Annotated in this window: 19 protein-coding genes; 6 read left to right on the top strand and 13 right to left on the bottom strand. The window is 48.3% G+C overall.

Annotation, left to right across the window (positions count from 1 at the left end; all coding sequences use genetic code 11):
* Nucleotides 1-177 precede the first annotated feature (177 nt).
* The gene (locus SU32_RS03050; RefSeq protein WP_144421017.1) at nucleotides 178-783 is read left to right on the top strand and encodes a hypothetical protein; all 606 of its coding nucleotides are present in this window, start codon (nucleotides 178-180) and stop codon (nucleotides 781-783) included.
* Here the strand turns inward: SU32_RS03050 and SU32_RS03045 are convergent.
* The 3 genes from SU32_RS03045 to SU32_RS03035 are packed head-to-tail and all read right to left on the bottom strand — an operon-like array spanning nucleotide 780 to nucleotide 3,665.
* Nucleotides 780-1,136: a DUF1491 family protein gene (locus SU32_RS03045; RefSeq protein WP_053997868.1), complete on the bottom strand. Its 357-nt coding sequence runs from the start codon at nucleotides 1,134-1,136 to the stop codon at nucleotides 780-782. The genes SU32_RS03050 and SU32_RS03045 overlap by 4 nt on opposite strands.
* 5 nt (nucleotides 1,137-1,141) lie before the next feature.
* Nucleotides 1,142-2,074: a peptidoglycan-binding domain-containing protein gene (locus SU32_RS03040; RefSeq protein WP_053997867.1), complete on the bottom strand. Its 933-nt coding sequence runs from the start codon at nucleotides 2,072-2,074 to the stop codon at nucleotides 1,142-1,144.
* The gene (locus tag SU32_RS03035; RefSeq protein WP_053997866.1) at nucleotides 2,052-3,665 is read right to left on the bottom strand and encodes a sensor histidine kinase; all 1,614 of its coding nucleotides are present in this window, start codon (nucleotides 3,663-3,665) and stop codon (nucleotides 2,052-2,054) included. The genes SU32_RS03040 and SU32_RS03035 overlap by 23 nt, the downstream gene beginning before the upstream one ends.
* A gap of 321 nt (nucleotides 3,666-3,986) precedes the next feature.
* On the opposite strand from SU32_RS03035, the gene SU32_RS03030 reads away from it, so the two are divergent.
* Nucleotides 3,987-4,337 carry a DUF5330 domain-containing protein gene (locus SU32_RS03030; RefSeq protein WP_053997865.1) on the top strand — a complete coding sequence of 117 codons (351 nt, stop codon included), beginning with the start codon at nucleotides 3,987-3,989 and terminating at the stop codon, nucleotides 4,335-4,337.
* A gap of 95 nt (nucleotides 4,338-4,432) precedes the next feature.
* A complete protein-coding gene (locus tag SU32_RS03025; protein ID WP_053997864.1) occupies nucleotides 4,433-4,855 on the top strand; it encodes a SufE family protein in 423 nt (140 codons plus the stop codon).
* A gap of 68 nt (nucleotides 4,856-4,923) precedes the next feature.
* Here SU32_RS03025 and SU32_RS03020 read toward each other — a convergent pair whose 3' ends face one another.
* The 3 genes from SU32_RS03020 to SU32_RS03010 all read right to left on the bottom strand — a co-directional run bounded on the left by SU32_RS03020 (nucleotide 4,924) and on the right by SU32_RS03010 (nucleotide 7,057).
* Nucleotides 4,924-5,589, bottom strand: a complete 666-nt coding sequence (locus tag SU32_RS03020; protein ID WP_053997863.1) for a DUF6456 domain-containing protein — start codon at nucleotides 5,587-5,589, stop codon at nucleotides 4,924-4,926.
* Between the two features lie 139 nt (nucleotides 5,590-5,728).
* The gene (locus SU32_RS03015; RefSeq protein WP_201454863.1) at nucleotides 5,729-6,199 is read right to left on the bottom strand and encodes a helix-turn-helix domain-containing protein; all 471 of its coding nucleotides are present in this window, start codon (nucleotides 6,197-6,199) and stop codon (nucleotides 5,729-5,731) included.
* A gap of 435 nt (nucleotides 6,200-6,634) precedes the next feature.
* Complete coding sequence (locus SU32_RS03010) at nucleotides 6,635-7,057, bottom strand: Ros/MucR family transcriptional regulator (RefSeq protein WP_053997862.1); 423 nt, start codon at nucleotides 7,055-7,057, stop codon at nucleotides 6,635-6,637.
* 309 nt (nucleotides 7,058-7,366) lie between these two features.
* On the opposite strand from SU32_RS03010, the gene SU32_RS03005 reads away from it, so the two are divergent.
* Nucleotides 7,367-7,585 (top strand): DUF6500 family protein, encoded by a 219-nt coding sequence (locus SU32_RS03005; protein WP_053997861.1) that lies wholly within the window; start codon nucleotides 7,367-7,369, stop codon nucleotides 7,583-7,585.
* Between the two features lie 7 nt (nucleotides 7,586-7,592).
* Here SU32_RS03005 and mnhG read toward each other — a convergent pair whose 3' ends face one another.
* Genes mnhG through SU32_RS02970 form a run of 7 tightly spaced genes read right to left on the bottom strand, consistent with a single transcriptional unit; the run spans nucleotide 7,593 to nucleotide 13,611 of the window.
* A complete protein-coding gene (gene mnhG / locus SU32_RS03000) occupies nucleotides 7,593-7,922 on the bottom strand; it encodes a monovalent cation/H(+) antiporter subunit G (protein ID WP_053997860.1) in 330 nt (109 codons plus the stop codon).
* Nucleotides 7,919-8,404 carry a cation:proton antiporter gene (locus SU32_RS17500; protein ID WP_053997859.1) on the bottom strand — a complete coding sequence of 162 codons (486 nt, stop codon included), beginning with the start codon at nucleotides 8,402-8,404 and terminating at the stop codon, nucleotides 7,919-7,921. Before SU32_RS17500 ends, mnhG begins: the two co-directional genes overlap by 4 nt.
* Nucleotides 8,404-8,877, bottom strand: coding sequence for a Na+/H+ antiporter subunit E (locus SU32_RS02990; protein WP_053997858.1), 474 nt, complete (start codon nucleotides 8,875-8,877; stop codon nucleotides 8,404-8,406). Before SU32_RS02990 ends, SU32_RS17500 begins: the two co-directional genes overlap by 1 nt.
* The gene (locus tag SU32_RS02985; protein WP_053997857.1) at nucleotides 8,874-10,454 is read right to left on the bottom strand and encodes a Na+/H+ antiporter subunit D; all 1,581 of its coding nucleotides are present in this window, start codon (nucleotides 10,452-10,454) and stop codon (nucleotides 8,874-8,876) included. The genes SU32_RS02990 and SU32_RS02985 overlap by 4 nt, the downstream gene beginning before the upstream one ends.
* A 12-nt stretch (nucleotides 10,455-10,466) precedes the next feature.
* The gene (locus tag SU32_RS02980; protein ID WP_053997856.1) at nucleotides 10,467-10,844 is read right to left on the bottom strand and encodes a Na+/H+ antiporter subunit C; all 378 of its coding nucleotides are present in this window, start codon (nucleotides 10,842-10,844) and stop codon (nucleotides 10,467-10,469) included.
* Nucleotides 10,844-11,263, bottom strand: coding sequence for a Na+/H+ antiporter subunit B (locus SU32_RS02975; RefSeq protein WP_053997855.1), 420 nt, complete (start codon nucleotides 11,261-11,263; stop codon nucleotides 10,844-10,846). Before SU32_RS02975 ends, SU32_RS02980 begins: the two co-directional genes overlap by 1 nt.
* Nucleotides 11,263-13,611: a putative monovalent cation/H+ antiporter subunit A gene (locus tag SU32_RS02970; RefSeq protein WP_053997854.1), complete on the bottom strand. Its 2,349-nt coding sequence runs from the start codon at nucleotides 13,609-13,611 to the stop codon at nucleotides 11,263-11,265. The genes SU32_RS02975 and SU32_RS02970 overlap by 1 nt, the downstream gene beginning before the upstream one ends.
* Nucleotides 13,612-13,818: 207 nt before the next feature.
* On the opposite strand from SU32_RS02970, the gene msrB reads away from it, so the two are divergent.
* Both msrB and SU32_RS02960 read left to right on the top strand, forming a co-directional pair.
* On the top strand, nucleotides 13,819-14,235 hold the full coding sequence (msrB, locus tag SU32_RS02965) for a peptide-methionine (R)-S-oxide reductase MsrB (protein ID WP_053997853.1): 417 nt from the start codon (nucleotides 13,819-13,821) through the stop codon (nucleotides 14,233-14,235).
* Nucleotides 14,236-14,265: 30 nt separating this feature from the next.
* Nucleotides 14,266-16,383 (top strand): S9 family peptidase, encoded by a 2,118-nt coding sequence (locus tag SU32_RS02960; RefSeq protein WP_053997852.1) that lies wholly within the window; start codon nucleotides 14,266-14,268, stop codon nucleotides 16,381-16,383.
* Nucleotides 16,384-16,493: the final 110 nt, after the last annotated feature.

Here is a 16,493-nt window from a genome sequence, read left to right as displayed (position 1 = left end):
CAAAAAGCGCAGTTGCAAGATCTCCTTTTGGCATACCAGAGCCGTTTGTCTCCAGATGACCTTAAGACGGTTTGCAGCCTTCTGGCATCCAATGATCATGCCCCCAAAGACCTGATATTAGAGCTGTGCAAACGAGCTACAACTATCTGCCACCCTCTTCTTTTAGCGTCCCGAATTTTGAACACAGAAGACCTGATTGGTATTATCAATTCAAAAGGGCTGACTTATGCGCGTATCATCGCACGGCGCACTAACGTTGATCATGTTCTTGCCTCCCACCTTCGCGATCTTAATGATAGCCGTGTCGATCGTGCGCTTGAGCTGCGGCAAAAGCCTGTGCAGTCAAGCCTTAGCAAACCTTCTAACTATCCGAATATACGGCTTAATCGGATCAATGTTGATCTGGACGCTGAACTACTCAAGCTGACCAATGAAGACGATGTCGCTTTCATTCACACCGCGCTTGTAGACAATCTTTCGCTGGAATTTGTTAGCGTGCGTAATCTATGCAGCGATTTTACCTCCAGAAACCTGCCTGTGGCGTTGCATTATTTGCGTCTGTCTACAGAAACCGCCTGGCAGGTATTCAAGAGATTGGCTCATGGAAGATCTTTGAAAGACGACATCCGCGAGCAATTTATCCAGACATATGAAAGTCTTGATTTTTCAACCTCAGTGGCGACCGTCAAGTCTTGGCAAAAGGATGATCTAAGAGCGCAGGAAATCTACAGCCGCGCTGCAAATCAAACGACAACAAACAGTGTTCGAAAAGCAGCAAGCTAAACGATCAAAATAGTTTCCTTTAAGATTTCTGCAGATACGCCCTCGATGTCGACAACCCAGAAATCAGGATCAAAGCGCTCTTCGCGCGTAAAGCGGTCATTTAAATCCATATCTGTTTTCCCTTCCTCCAAAAGAGAAAAAGCACGAGAATCACGATCAATTTCTTCGTCTGAGGCAATTGATTGAGGCACTGGCTCATAAAGAGCATAGCTTCGTGTTTCAGCATCGTACAAAGTAATAAATATTGCACCTGCACCTTCGGTCCCGCGACGCCTTATATAGGCAGCACCATTGTGCAGCGATGCCATTCTGGTAATCGCTGCAACGACTATTGAGGATGCAAGACGTGCCATAAATTCTAGTTTATCAGGCCAACAGCCGTCATTTTTGCCACAAGCTGCTCATCAATTTTGCCAGTGGCAGGTAAACGGAACAGGCTCTGAAATTCTTTGATCGCGTTTTGTGTATTTGATCCAAGAACACCGTCAACTGACACAGTTTCATTGCCAAAGGCCCGTAGCCCGGCTTGAACCTTGGCAACTGTATTGGATTTTAATGCAGTAACCTGCTGCGGCTTGGGTGCCGGTGGAATATATGCTGCGACCTCATCTTTCGGTTCAGGCTTGGCCGTTGCAGTAATTTCAGACGCTTTAATCTCAGGGCGCGCTTTTGGTACTGCTGCCGTCACAATAAGATTATTGCGTGCGCTCAATGCCAATTCGTCATAGCTAAGGCTTATGCCTTTTAGACCAACATTTGCTTTGTATTTTTCAATAGCGGCACGTGTTTTAGGCCCCGTTAAACCATCGAGATCACCGTCATAATAGCCAAGCTCAGCCAATAGTGTCTGAAGTTCTTTCAACGCATTCTTGCCGTTATCTTCAACCTCAACTGACGAAACATCATCTTCCGCTGGAGATGTAATTTGCGGCCGCGGTGTGACTGTCGGTAACGGTTTTGGTAGCGACTGAGTACGTGTTTCAGTATCGGTATCATATACGATACGCGTTACTTCTTTTTTCGGCTCGCTCGAAACAACAGGCAGGTCAAGTTCGTCTGCCTTTAGACTAGCGTTACGGTTTTCCGTCCGCGTTTCAAACATTGCCGCAGGGTGCTTACCGTTTTGAAAAAACAGTGCGTTTGAAAATACAAAGCCAACGGTCACAACTGCGCCAACTGTCCATGCAATATTCGACGGTTTACTGATTAAGTGACCGTAACGTGCCGACAACGCATCGAACAAACCATAGGGTTCATCATCAAATTGATCATCCAACCTTGCGTTCGCCATGGCTGATCTCCTTGTTATCTACGTGTGATGTATTCAGTCTGACATGCGGCAGCATATCTTTGAGCTGATTAAGCGTGTCATTTTGCTCAGGGTTGCTCTGCGCCGTTTTTTGATCCGGAATATGGATAGCAATTCTCGTACCGACATCCCGTTTACTGGATATGGACATCTTTCCGCCATGCAGGTCGACAAGCCCCTTTACAAGAACAAGACCGAGCCCTGTGCCTTCACTGTTGCGCGTTGTGCTATTGTCCACTTGCGCGAATGGCTTGCCAATTTTTTTCAGTTCGTGCGCTTCCATACCAATGCCGGTATCTGAAACCTCAAACCAGAAGCCCTTTTTGTCCTGATGCGCATCAACGGTCACGAACCCACCTTCATGCGTATATTTTATCGCATTTGAAAGCAGGTTGATCAGTATCTGTTTGATGGCGCGGCGATCGCCATTCACATGTGTCAGTTCAGCGCCAATGCGGTCATTGATTTTCACATTTTTGGTTTTCGCCTGTCCTGAAAGCATCGCAATGCAGTCACGTGCTGTAGCGTCAAATGCAAACTCGTCACGGTGAATTTCGTAAGCACCGGAATCAAGCTTAGAGACATCCAGAATTGTATTGACCAGCGACAACAGATGCGTACCTGCGCCGTGGATCAAGTTTGTATATTCATCGCGTGTATCTTGCGGAAGCTTGCGGCCGATATCATTGCGAAGAACATCAGAAAACCCGATGATCGCATTGAGCGGTGTGCGCAATTCATGACTTACAATTGTCAGAAAACGATTGTTATCATGATCTTTTGGAACAGTCTCCGCCTCTGTCGGGATAACTTCCTGCTTTGCGGTTTCCTCGCCTGTGGAAAGCGCAATATGAGCGCCCTCTTGCCGCAATACTAATTGCATTGCCTCATAGCGGGGAACTTGGTTCTCAGCGCATAAATTAACACGAACGGACAGCTCAACATGTGATTTCACAACTGAGCGCATCTCGGAAAGCGCGCGCAAAAAACTGACACGATCCGTCAGATGAAGCCGGTCGGAAAGTTGTTGCCCTGCCCCAATGGAGAGCTCTCCAATACAGAAATCGTGAATAGCCTCGCCTTTCATATTCAGGCAAGGAGCGCAACTAACATCTTCCGTTTCGGCGGTTTCTATATCGCTGTGCGAATCAAGCACCGGCTTTTGAAGGCCCAAAACATCGAGCTTATAGAAACTGCCACCCAGCGCTGCGAGCATCACTGCCGCCACTGACGGGTGAGCATTGGCGATAAAGCCGATAGCGGCAAGCCAGACCGCACTATTGGCAAGAAATGTAAGCTGCGGTGAGAATTTACGCTTAAGCGCTGCCAAACCAAGAATACTGCTGGTTGCCAATGCAAAACTGGCCGTGGCCAATACGGGAGTATCTGCCTGCATGGCAATTAAACTTATTCCGCCAGTGGCCGCGCCAAAGCCCAACGCACCGAGGCGTAAGGTCACTTCTGCACACAAGTCAGCCTGCTTTTGCTCATCAGCCGACTGCGCTGGCAGTCCACAAATTGCGCGCTTGGCGACATCTTTGGCTGATTGATAAAATTCACTGATGTATGACAATGCTGAGATACTCGGTACTAAATAAACAAAACTAGCAATCGCTAACGTGTTCCATTTTGACCTTGAGGCTTTAACGAATGCATAAATTCAGATGCGTTCGGAGTAAGAATGAAGCGAATTTTGCTCAAAATCGTTTGGTTTTACAAACATGGTAAACAGGCGCTTAATGCCCGCAAAGCCTCAAAAAACATAGATGAATTACCGGTAGATAAAATTTGAATTATATTTTGTTCAATTTGCAGTGCCAAAACTGAACAAAATTTCAGATGCATATGAGATCACTTCTGCGGGAACGGCTTTTACGCCATACAGGATGTGACAATGCGATTTATATTCAAACTTATGTTTTACAGCTTTTTGGCTCTCGCGATACTGCCGAGCTTTGCCGAACTGCCCGCTGAAACAGCCGTTGAAGAAACAGAAGCGGCTGTAGCGCCTGAAACAGCAAGCTTCAAATCCGTTGAAGCTCTACAATTGGCGGCAAGCGTTGCAAGTGATGTGAAATCGATCTGCAGCCGTGATCCGTATGTGTGTGAAACAGGTCAACGCATTGTGGTGGCCACATTGGAACGCGCAAAACATGGCGCACATATTGTTGCCGGTATGATTGAAAACCACCGTGAGAAGCGCCGGGCTGAAGCTGATCAGGTCATAACCGGCAGCGTGCAATAACGTAACGCAGAATATATTTTTTCGGCTTGGCTGTGGGTTGCTGCCTCGCCGATGCAGGCCTATGTAAACGCTAACAGTGATAATAGCGGGGCACTATGGCCAACGACATCAAAACCATTCTTGACGACTTTGAGTTCCTTGATGATTGGGAAGACAAATATCGCTATGTGATTGAGCTTGGAAAAGCTTTGCCGGAGCTTGATGAAGCAAAGTGCACGCCCGAAAACAAAGTCAACGGGTGTGTCAGCCAGGTCTGGCTTGCGACATCTGTTTCAGATGCAGACCCGAAAATTCTCCATTTTGAAGGAACTTCGGACGCACATATCGTGCGCGGCCTTGTCGCCATTATGATTGCCGCCTTGTCCGGACGAAAAGCGGATGAAATCATCGCGTTTGATGCAGAAAATCTGTTGCAGAATCTTGGTCTCGATAGCCATCTATCACCACAACGTTCGAATGGTTTGCGTGCAATGATCGAGCGCATGAAGCTGGATGCGAAAACTGCGACCGTTAATTGATATATTTGGTCTTTAGGTGATCTGGTTGCCATAAATTGCGCAGCATGAGCAATGCTGCGCTTTGAAATTTACATTTCCGGCCTGAAATCAGCGTGACCCCAATGCCGTATTTTTGCTGAATATGCACCGGTTGCCGGTGGATGATAGTGACGCTCCAGCATAGAAAGAGCGACCTTTAACATCAGTTTGGCAGACCGCCGCGGCCATTGCCTTTCTCTTTCAACATCTTCCATCCCTTTTAGAAAACAACACACATCGAGCAGCACGCCTGATAGTTCAGGCCCGACAGCGTCGATTGCGCGCTGTATGCGAGCACGTGCACCCATTGTCCGTTCGGAGTGGTTTGCGGCTGGCCTGCGCCCTCCTTTCCCGCCATTAAGATGAGATGTCGGATCCCACGAAGCTGTAATTTTAGGCCCCATCTGCGCATATTCAAAATCCATACGTAGACGTTCACCGGCATCAAATTCCCCTGAACTAAGCCAGCTTTTCTTACCCGTGCCATACGCTCTATATAGAGCAGACAGCGGCGACTCGTTGATATTGCGCCTGACTGTTTGGAGGCAATCACCAAGGCTTATCTGATCTGTTTGCATCTCATTATGTTGAGCAGCAAAGTCGCCTTCCCGTTTTCGGGTAACGTGCTTTCGTCCGAGCGCTGTGATGAAAATTTCCTGCGCACCGTTCGAGTCGCGCACGGCAATCAATTCGCTGGCGATCCACGCTCCGATCATTTTCCGATCGCATTTTACACGCCTTAATCCGTTGAGATGGAGAAAGCAGCTATCCTCATTTGCACTGGGCTCTAAAGTCGCCGGCTGTTTTGCCAGCATCGACAACAATCGCAGACTACGTTTTTGATCTAATGATTGTTTATTTGTAGTCATTATCACCAACCTTTGCTGATAATGCATGTTTAAATGCGGCGCTCACCACGGCTTCCACGCGCGTTATAATGATGTCGAACTCTTCATCGTCGCGCAGATCTTCGATAAGATGACAGGCATGCGTCACAGTGCTCTTATCGCGCGCAAAACCGTCGGCAATTAAACGAATGTTTAGACACAGTGTGACCCGGGCAATATACATTCCTATTTGCCGCACGCGGGCAACGTCTTTGCTGTCGCGTTTGGGCGAGCGCAACTGCCGACCTGAGACATTAAATAGCGCTGCCATCATATCGATCAGCCCATCACATATTTCCATATGTAAATCCGCACTTGCAGTGTGTCTGCAGACACAAACGGGCATATAGGCCTGCTCTTCTAAGCATCGATTAGAAGTCGCAGACGGTAAAAAGTCGCTGAGATAATTGCTTTGTTTTATTGCCTTGGTTTTGCGCATAAAGCCCTCCGTATTGAGGACTATATTCCTACACCATGTCAGCATCGATTTAATAGGCAATTATTCCTATTTTTTCAAGCCACTGAATCTATACACAAATTCTGCAGAATTTGACGCGGTTGGTGCAAACTTATCCAACCCACAGTCACCACTCATATTTTCGGGAGTACTGTAGCTCTATGGGAGACTTGTCTGTGATAACCAAAGCATATGAACTGAATCCGTCCGCAGTATTGGAACTTTTTGTCGGCATATCGTCGAAACAACTTAAAGCCGCATCACCACATCAAGTAAGAGGATGGATCAGTACGATCAATCGAAAGCTTGCATTGGAGCGCAACCGGGGACTTTCCCATCATTATCGCTATAATCTCAACAGGCACCTAGCTTTGGCATCGGCACACCGCATTTTACTTGCAAGACTGCGATGAGCGCTTATTTCTTGCGCTTGCGGCCAAGACCCATTTCGCGGGCAAGTTTAGATCTGCGCTCGGCATAAGAAGGCGCAACCATCGGGTAATCGGCAGGTAAATCCCACTTCTCACGGTAGTCTTGCGGCGTAAGACCATAATGACTCATGAGGTGCCGCTTCAAAGACTTGAACTGCTGACCGTCCTCTAGACAAATAATATAATCGTCGAATACCGACTTCTTGGGGTTTACGGCGGGTTTCGGCTTTTCAGCTTCCGCTGCTTTTGTATCTGATACCGTGTTGCTCAGGGCACCATGAACGTTGGCGATTAAACCGGGCAAATCATCTGCCTCAACTGTATTATTGCCCACATAAGCTGAAACCACTTGAGCGGTCAGCTCCGCAAGTAATTCATTAAATTCGATGTCTGTATCGGTCTTTTCCATGGGCCACCTATTATTTTTATTGTGGTGAAATATATGTAGAAAAATATAAAATTCGCCGCGTGCTAAAGGTCATTAGTAAGCTAAACGTTTATAGACTAATGAAGTTCCAAAAGAATGCGCTGGTCTTAAATCTATTAAGTACGGCTTACTCATTATAGCAAATACTACAACATTTATAAACTGCTCGATAATAGCTTCGTAGCAGAGCTTACATTTTTACTTCCGGTAATTTCAGATTGTGGAGAAAGCAAGACTGCTGACACATTTGGGCACAGCGCCGGTGTATAGAATTCATTTTTTAAGGACATTATGCGCGCATCATTAAGACAAAAGGCCATTTCAGTTTGCGATTCCAAAATCGCTCAAAAAGGAGAAAATGTCGGCCTCTCCTTCTATGCATTTTTCTCGAATAAAAACGATAATCCGGAATTACTTATGGAAGCGGCCGAGTGGTGGATATCAATTCACAAACTGGATCATTTTGAAAAAGCTGTAAAAATCAGGAATCTTATCCAAGGCGAATCCTGAAAGCACATCATTTTTTAAGTTCATCGACGACAGAGATGTCCGTAAGTCTGTAGCCAACGGCATAGGACACTTTGGCCAGAAGATGAGCCGAAATCGGAGCTGTTAGCAAGAAGAAGACAACACCCGCGAGTGCACGTGTGACTGTTGATGTATCCCCGACATGCGCAGCCAATGCCAGCAGCAACAGGCCGGATCCGACTGTTCCAGTCTTGGAGGCCGAATGCATACGCGTGTAAATATCAGGCAGTCGCCACAGACCAACAGCGGCAAGAAACGCAAAGGTTGACCCGGCAATTATCATCAGGCCCGCAATTATATCTGCTAATCCATCAATCATGATTTTGTTTCCGGTTTCTTCGGCGTTTTCCTGGAACGGGTACGGGGCGTCTTTGCAACTTTTTGAGAAGCTGTCTTTTTTGCCGTTACCGGTTTTTTAGATGGCTTTTCAACAACTTTGCTATTGGTGTCCGGCTCAACGCTTGGTTTTTCAGTTTCAGACTGTTTTTGACTTTCCTCAAGTCTCTTTTTTTCACGCCCTTCTTCGGTCTGGCCACGCGCCAGGATGAAGCGGGCAAAAGCAACAGTCGCCAAAAAGCCGACAAGACCAAGCGCAATGGCAACATCCACATAAAGCGTATAGCCTGTTTTAAGCCCGATAACCGCGATGAAACCAATTGCGGTAGCAACCAGCATATCAAGCGCCAGAATACGGTCAGGCAGTGTCGGCCCTTTTATCACTTTGAGAACCGTTAGCAAAAATGCTGCGCTCAATAAAACAAGAGCGAACTGAACGGAAAAATTCAAAAATTCGGATGACATTATCGAAACGCCTCCAATATTTTACGCTCAAAGCCTTCAGCAATATCTTTGCGAATTTGATCTACATCGGAGCAATCAAGCGCATGGATGTAAAGTGTTGAGCGATCTTCTGACACATCAACCGACAAAGTACCCGGCGTCAGCGTAATCAAATTGGCCAACAAGGTAATTTCATGATCACGGTCAACTTGAAGTTGATAGGCAAAGATACCGGGCTTTAAGTTCATATTCGGTTTAACAACAAGAATCGCCACTCTTACTGCCGACATAACCAGTTCATAGAGGAAGAGTATCAGCAGCGACAAAATGCGACCAATTTTTGAAAAATAGCCAACCGATCCCACCTGTTCGCGGATCAGCGATAACGCTGCAGCCGATAGCACAAAGCCGAAGATCATGTTGCCCAAGCTGAATGAATCGGTCAGCGTCATCCACGCCATTGCAAGCAGCAGGTTTACGACATAGAGGTTCATTGGCCGCCTCCCTCTTGGTTCCCGCCAAATACCGCATCAATATAAGTTTGGGGATGGGTTAACTCGAAAGCCACCCGATCACTCACCTGTATAAATGGCTCGGGATATACACCCGCGATAACAGTCAGAGCTGTAAGCCCCAGAGCAGCATAAAGCTTGATACGCCCTTCGCGCGAAATTGGGCCGATTTCCACCAAACCTTCAGCGCGGGTTCGCCAGAAAGAAAATGAAAACACGCGCACCATGGCGATCGTGGTCAAAAACCCTGACACGATGATTGCAGCCGCAAGCCACCATGCGCCCACGTCAATCGAGCCTTTTACAAGTAGAACCTTCGGCCACAAGCCGGAAAACGGCGGCAGTCCTGAAACTGAAAAGGCAAGAACAAGACACAGCGCGCCCAGCCACGGTGAAGCCTGATATAGGCCGCCTGCCTTATGAAGATCAAACGTACCCATCAAGCGGCCGATAATGCCCGCCAACAGATAAAGCGCCGTCATAACAATCATTGAATGGGCCGCATAAAAAATGGAGCCTGAAATCCCTGTTTCACTGCCCAGTGCAAGGCCGGCCAACATCAAGCCAATACCGGAAATAACCAAATAGCCTAGGACACGGCGAATATCTGTCTGCGCCAGAGCGCCCAAAGCGCCTACGAGCATCGTTAAAGCCGCAATAATTGCGATTACAGCGCCAAGCTCGTCGCGGTCAGCCGGGAACATAGTCAGGAAAATACGCAGCAATGCATAAACCCCGACCTTCGTCAGCAGGCCGGCAAAGACGGCAGATACCGCAATTCGCGGTGTATGGTATGAGGCAGGCAGCCAAGCGTTTAAAGGGAACGCTGCCGCTTTCATTGCAAATGCAAAAAGGAACATGATTGCGATTGCAAAATGCGGCCCTTCTGCTTCTTGCAAGGCAGGCGCTTTGCGGGCGATGTCGGCCATATTCAATGTGCCGAATACGCCATACAAATACGCCACACCAATTAGAAACAGCGTTGTCGCAACCAAATTCAGAAAAGCGTATTTGATAGCCCCGTCAAGCTGCCTGCGCTCAGAACCCAGAACAATCAGGCCGAAGGAAGAAATGAGCAACACTTCAAACCAGACATAGAGATTGAAAATATCTCCGGTCAGGAAAGCTGTCGTTACACCGGCCAGCATCAGCAATAAAAACGGATAGAAGCCGTAACGGCGCGATGTGCTGTCTACATCACTTAATGCATAAATGCCGCCTGCCAGCCCGACAATACCGGCAACAAGCGCAAATGTAGCGCCCAGCATATCAGCCGCGAAGGTAATGCCAAATGGCGGCAGCCACCGGCCCATCGTCATCACGACAGTACCGTTTTGCCAAACATTGATGAACAAGCCGATATCGGCAATCAGCATCAAAAGAAGACCGAAAAGCGCAATACGCGTTTGTAAAAGCACATTCTTGCGCTGCATCAAGCAGATAGCGCCAAAAATAAAACCCAGAATCAACGGCGCAGCAACAAGCCAATCGGCCAGTGCCGGATCGGCCATAACCATGGCGTTTTCGAGGTTTACATCAGATTTTTTCGCAGAAGCCATTACAAAATCACCTTAATAGCCAAGCGGAGGCGATGCTTCGCCTTCTGGTTCAGCATCACGCATTTCTGCCGTGTCATCGGTACCAAGCTCCTGATAGGTGCGGAAAACCAGAACAAGCAGGAAAGCAAAGAATGAAAAGGCAATAACAATCGCCGTCAGCACGAGCGCCTGCGGCAATGGGTTTGCAATGCCTTCAAGCGGTACAGTCGCATCATCTCCAATGATCGGCGGTATTTCCCGCGTAATCCGTCCGGCTGTGAAAATCGTCAAATTAACGCCGTTGCCGAGCATAGCCACGCCCAACAAAACGCGGATTATGTGGCGTGAAAGGATCAGATAGATCGAGACGAGAAAAAACACGCCTGTCAGAATAGCAATCGCAACTTCCATTAGTCACGCTCCCTTTCTTCCAACGCCAAAGCAGTAGAGGTTATCGAACCAAGGACGACCAGATAAACACCAATATCGAAGATCAGCGTTGTCGATAATTTCAACTCAACGCCAAAGACTTTCGGGTAGATCCACAAGCCGGTTAGAAACGGCACATCCACAAAGATAGACATAACGCCTGCTATTGCAGCCATGAAAAGTCCAAACCCTGCAATCGCCATCGGGTGAAACCGTATTGCGCGGCGAACTGGTGATACACCGCATGCAACACCATAAATGGCCAAAGCTGACGCAGCGATCAAACCACCAATAAAGCCTCCGCCTGGCTCGTTATGGCCACGCAGCAATACGAAGACTGAATAAATCAACATCAGACTTGTGAAGTAAGGGGCAACGGTTCGGAAAATGAGCGTACGCATCAGAATATTTCCTCCGTATTCTCGGATCGAGGCACGTCAGGATTGGTTTTCTTAGGTAAAATCCGAATAAGGGCGAGAATTGCCAGACCGGATACCATCACCACGGCGATTTCACCGAATGTATCAACACCGCGGAAATCAACGAGTATGACGTTCACGATATTTTTGCCCTGTGCAATCGTATAGGAATAAGCATTGAAAAATTCGCTCAATGTCGGATCGAATTCTGTTTGCACCACACCGAGCAGAATAAGGGTCATCGCTGTGGCGGCACCTAAAGCGATAAAGCCATCCTGGAATGTTTGATAGGCGGAGCGATGATCCTGCGGCAGCAGACGCAAGCGCGTCATAACAAGAGCAAGAATAACAACCGATAATGTTTCGACCATAAATTGCGTGAAGGCCAAATCCGGTGCGCCCATCAGCATGAACAATAGCGCAACGCCAAACCCTTGAATGCCCAGCGACACAATCGCAGTAAGACGGTTTTTCGCAAAAATTACGGAGAACAAGCCAATCACACAAATCAGGATTACGGCCCATTCGTAGATAAACAGGCTTGGGATTGCAGGTAACTGTGGCCATTCATCGGCTTTATAAAGCGCTACAAAGAGGCTGATGCCCAAGACGACAAACACGGTGGTCACGTAGAACTCCATCGAGCCCGTCTGTAACCTGCGCGTTAAGGCTGTTGACCCTTTAACCAAACCGCGTATGAACTGGTCAAAACCAACATCAGGGCCCCAACCGATAGCCTTGAGAAGGCTCGCCATTTTCTCTCGAAGCCACGCCATTCCCCAGTACATCACAACACCAAGGGCTACAGTAATGACAGATAATGTCAGGGCTAAACCAAGATGCGGAATGACGGTAATTTTTATCTCCAGCGGCGTACCTGCAACGGCGGATGCCATCGGGCTGGAAAAGAGCTTGTGAAACACGCCGGACAATAGTCCGCCCACCAAACCCAATGCTGCAAGCACAACAGGGCCTGCAAACATCAGCAATGGTGCTTCATGTGCGGATTTAGGCGTTTCTACTTTGGGGCCAAGGAACGGCTTTAAGGCAACAGCAAAACCGATAACAAGCATCAACGCATTGCCGATAATCGCCACGCCAGTAACAAATATAGACCAGCTATCGGCAGATGCTATTCCATAGTAGATTTCTTCCTTTGCAAGGAAGCCGACAAATGGTGGCAAACCGCCCATAGACAAAGCGGCAAGCAATGCTGCGCCAAATGTTATCGGCATCGCGGCCATCAGCCCGCCAAGCTTTGTCACATCGCGCGTTCCCGCTTCATGGTCGACATTTCCTGCCACCATGAACAAACAGCCTTTAAACAGCGAATGAGCAATCAGATATAGAACCGCACCTTCAATGGCTTTTTCTGTTCCAAATCCCGTCAACATCACAAGCAAACCAAGAGAAGCGACGGTTGTGTATGCCAACATAAGTTTCAGGTCGGTCTGGCGCACAGCTAACCATGTACCGACGAGCAGTGTTGCGCCGCCAAATAACGGCAAAACAGTTTCCCACAACGCCGTGTCGCCCATAACCGGATTCATGCGCATCAACAGGAAAACACCGGCTTTAACCATTGTTGCAGAATGAAGATAGGCTGAAACCGGCGTTGGCGCTTCCATCGCATTGGGCAACCAGAAATGTAACGGGAACTGTGCTGATTTTGTAAATGCGCCGCCGAGAACAAGCAGGAAAGCGGCCAAGTAAAACGGGCTTTCACGCAAAGCATCGCCCGTACCTAAAAGCAGCGAGATTTCAGAAACGCCTGTAATATTCCAAATCATGATGAGGCCGGCCAAAAGCGACAATCCGCCAAGCCCGGTCACCACGAGCGCCTGCATAGCAGCGCGGCGCGAGCGCTCTTTGTCATGGTTAAAACCGATAAGCAGGAACGACGTTATCGACGTCAATTCCCAGAACACAAAGAACATCAGAAAGCTGTCTGATAGAACCAAGCCCTGCATCGCGCCCATGAACATGAGCATGAACGACAAAAAACGTCCCTGCTGCTGATGGCCTTTCATGTAGCCACCGGCATACAAAATGATGAGCGTGCCTATGCCTGTGATCAACAGCGCGAATGTCAGCGATAGCCCGTCAATGAACCAGGAGAAGTTTACGTTGAACGAAGGTATCCATTCCACACCACCCGTAACACGGCCGCCATCTGAAATTTCAGGGAGAAAACCTGTGTAATGGAAAAACAACAGCGCTGGCACCAGCGCTAGAATCCAAGCCGCATTATGGCTGAAAATCCGGACGAGCATCGGCGCGAACAAGGCGGCGATAAACGGCGCAAAAAGAGCATAGAACGTAAGTTGCATAAGGTCGCTTTGGGTTCCGGTTTACGAGCTGCCGAACTTAACTTCGGCTTTCCGTGTTTTTAAGAGGCAAGACGGGGTTGAGCAAGGTGTTGCGAATATGAATTCGCTTTTTACATAGATTTTTGGGCCTCATCGATCATGTTTTTGTGAGCGTGCTTGCCGCAAACCGGTGCATTGCTTATTTGCATAGGCAACAAGGAGAATACAATGAGTGACAATTCCGACCCTAAAGTTCAGAAAAGTGATGAAGAGTGGCGTGAGCAATTAACTCCCGAGCAATTTCACGTTTTACGGAAACACGGTACAGAGCGTGCAGGCAGTTCTCCGCTTAATGAAGAAAAGCGTGAAGGCACATTTATTTGTGCCGCTTGCGACAATTCGCTCTTTGAAACAGCGGCTAAATTCGAAAGCGGCACAGGATGGCCAAGTTTTTACGAACCTATCGATCAAGATGCTGTCACCGAACATAAAGACCGGTCGTTTTTCATGACGCGAACAGAAATTCGTTGCGCCAATTGCGACGGCCATCTCGGGCATGTTTTTAAAGATGGCCCACAACCGACTGGTTTGCGTTATTGCATGAACGGTGTAGCGATGCACTTTACGCCAAGCGAACACGACTAAATCTATCTTCCCTCAACTTCCGGATATCAAATGACCGTTTCAGCTTTTAGCACTGCCCTAACACCTCCTGTTGCCGAAAAACGTCAAACCAAGGACACGCGCCATGGCATTGAACGCATCGATGAATATGCCTGGCTGAGAGCGGACAATTGGCAGGCTGTCTTTAAGGACACTTCCGTGCTTGATCCGGCGATCCGTGCGCATCTGGAAGCCGAAAATGAATACGCCAAATCATTGATGGCTGATACCGCTGAATTGCAAAAACAATTATTTACCGAGATGAAAGGGCGTATCAAGGAAGATGATGAGAGTGTCCCTGCCCCGCATGATAATTTTTTCTACGGCTCGTCCTTTGTAACCGGCGGCCAGCAACCGCGCTTCTACCGCATTGAAGGCAGTGATATCGACGGCGAACGCCGCATCATTTTAGATGGCGATAAAGAGGCCGAAGGCAAAGATTATTTCCGCCTTGCAAGTGCCGACCATTCCAATGATCACAGTCACATGATCTGGGGATATGATGACAAAGGGTCGGAATATTTCACGCTTCGTATTCGCGATTTAAATACGCTCAAAGACATTGACGATCAGTTGGAAGATACAGCCGGCGGCGGTGTGTGGGACGCAAAACGCGAGGGCATATTTTACTCCAAAATGGATGAAAACCATCGCCCCAGCAAAGTTTTCTACCACAAAATAGGAACCCCGCAGAGCGACGATGTGATGATCTATGAAGAACAAGATTCAGGTTTCTTCATGGGCGTCGGCGGCACACGTCTTGATGACTATATCATCATTGATATTCACGACCATGAAACATCGGAAATCCGACTTCTGCCGGCTGGCGACCCGTCAGCCGAACCTCTTGTGGTTGCCCCGCGGCAAACCGGTGTAGAATACTCGCTGGAAGAAGGCGGCGATGTTTGGCTCATCTTGACCAATGCGGATGGCGCGAAAGATTTCAAAATCATGACCGCGCCTGTCGATGCCCCGCAAAAAGAAAACTGGCAGGAACTTGTTCCACATACACCGGGTCGCCTCATCCTCTCCGTCGATGCCTATAAGAATCATATTGTCTGGCTTGAGCGCGATGAAGGTTTACCGCGAATTGCCATTATGGAGCGAAAATCCGGCGAGGTTCATTACATCGCATTTGATGAAGAAGCCTATTCGTTAGGCATGTCCGGCTCGTATGAATATGACACGGATGTAATCCGCTTTTCTTATTCATCGATGTCAACACCAAGTCAGGTTTTCGACTACAATATGGTTTCGCGCGAGCGCACATTGCTTAAAACGCAAGAAGTGCCTTCAGGTCATGATAGCGATAATTATAAAACCGAGCGCTTGATGGTTCCGTCGCATGACGGCACATTGGTACCTGTATCATTGGTGATGCGCGCTGACACCAAATTGGACGGCACAGCCCCCTGCCTGGTCTATGGCTATGGTTCCTATGGCATTACAATTCCGGCATCATTCAACACCAACTGCCTGTCGCTGGTCGATCGTGGCTTTATCTATGCCATTGCCCATATTCGCGGCGGTAAAGACAAAGGTTTTGCGTGGTACGAAGATGGCAAGCGACAAGCTAAAACCAACACCTTCAAAGATTTTATCGCCGTTGCGCAATATCTGAGCGAACACCAATACACCGCGCCTGAAAAAATTATCGCACAAGGCGGCTCTGCGGGCGGCATGTTGATGGGCGCAGTTGCCAATATGGCGCCACAAGCTTTTGGCGGCATTATCGCCGAAGTTCCCTTTGTTGATGTGCTTAACACAATGCTGGACGATACATTGCCGCTAACACCGCCTGAATGGCCTGAATGGGGCAATCCGGTCACGAGCCAGACAGATTATGAGAACATCGCCGGCTATTCGCCCTATGATAATGTCGGCGCTCTTGCCTACCCGCCTATTCTGGCAATCTCCGGCCTGACCGACCCGCGTGTCACCTATTGGGAGCCGACGAAGTGGGTCGCACGTCTTCGCGATCACTCAACCTCCGATAACCCTGTCTTGCTCAAAACCAATATGGGTGCCGGTCACGGCGGTGCATCGGGCCGTTTTTCAAGACTGGAAGAGGTTGCCTACTCATATGCTTTCGCGATCAAGACTGCGATTGGAGTAAACAATCCGGAATAATTGACACGAATTTGTGAACAGTAAGTCAACGCAAAAGCGGTTGCAGCCAAGCTGATGAAACATAAATTACCTCATCAGCGCATCAGCGCGATTTCGAGTTTCCCGTCAAT

This window comes from Ahrensia marina, assembly GCF_001293565.1.
In the GTDB taxonomy this organism is placed as follows: domain Bacteria; phylum Pseudomonadota; class Alphaproteobacteria; order Rhizobiales; family Rhizobiaceae; genus Ahrensia; species Ahrensia marina.
This window is presented reverse-complemented; position numbering and strand designations above follow the sequence as displayed.

Bases quoted from the DNA above. Each gene is read 5' to 3' on its own strand.
- SU32_RS02975 (WP_053997855.1), bottom strand. From the start codon at position 11,263: ATGCGTACGCTCATTTTCCGAACCGTTGCCCCTTACTTCACAAGTCTG.
- SU32_RS03015 (WP_201454863.1), bottom strand. From the start codon at position 6,199: ATGCGCAAAACCAAGGCAATAAAACAAAGCAATTATCTCAGCGACTTT.
- SU32_RS03020 (WP_053997863.1), bottom strand. From the start codon at position 5,589: ATGATCGGAGCGTGGATCGCCAGCGAATTGATTGCCGTGCGCGACTCG.
- SU32_RS02970 (WP_053997854.1), bottom strand. From the start codon at position 13,611: ATGCAACTTACGTTCTATGCTCTTTTTGCGCCGTTTATCGCCGCCTTG.
- SU32_RS02990 (WP_053997858.1), bottom strand. From the start codon at position 8,877: ATGAACCTCTATGTCGTAAACCTGCTGCTTGCAATGGCGTGGATGACG.
- mnhG (WP_053997860.1), bottom strand. From the start codon at position 7,922: ATGATTGATGGATTAGCAGATATAATTGCGGGCCTGATGATAATTGCC.
- SU32_RS02985 (WP_053997857.1), bottom strand. From the start codon at position 10,454: ATGGCTTCTGCGAAAAAATCTGATGTAAACCTCGAAAACGCCATGGTT.
- SU32_RS03030 (WP_053997865.1), top strand. From the start codon at position 3,987: ATGCGATTTATATTCAAACTTATGTTTTACAGCTTTTTGGCTCTCGCG.
- SU32_RS03025 (WP_053997864.1), top strand. From the start codon at position 4,433: ATGGCCAACGACATCAAAACCATTCTTGACGACTTTGAGTTCCTTGAT.
- SU32_RS03005 (WP_053997861.1), top strand. From the start codon at position 7,367: ATGCGCGCATCATTAAGACAAAAGGCCATTTCAGTTTGCGATTCCAAA.
- SU32_RS17500 (WP_053997859.1), bottom strand. From the start codon at position 8,404: ATGTCATCCGAATTTTTGAATTTTTCCGTTCAGTTCGCTCTTGTTTTA.
- msrB (WP_053997853.1), top strand. From the start codon at position 13,819: ATGAGTGACAATTCCGACCCTAAAGTTCAGAAAAGTGATGAAGAGTGG.
- SU32_RS03010 (WP_053997862.1), bottom strand. From the start codon at position 7,057: ATGGAAAAGACCGATACAGACATCGAATTTAATGAATTACTTGCGGAG.
- SU32_RS03045 (WP_053997868.1), bottom strand. From the start codon at position 1,136: ATGGCACGTCTTGCATCCTCAATAGTCGTTGCAGCGATTACCAGAATG.
- SU32_RS02980 (WP_053997856.1), bottom strand. From the start codon at position 10,844: ATGGAAGTTGCGATTGCTATTCTGACAGGCGTGTTTTTTCTCGTCTCG.
- SU32_RS03040 (WP_053997867.1), bottom strand. From the start codon at position 2,074: ATGGCGAACGCAAGGTTGGATGATCAATTTGATGATGAACCCTATGGT.
- SU32_RS02960 (WP_053997852.1), top strand. From the start codon at position 14,266: ATGACCGTTTCAGCTTTTAGCACTGCCCTAACACCTCCTGTTGCCGAA.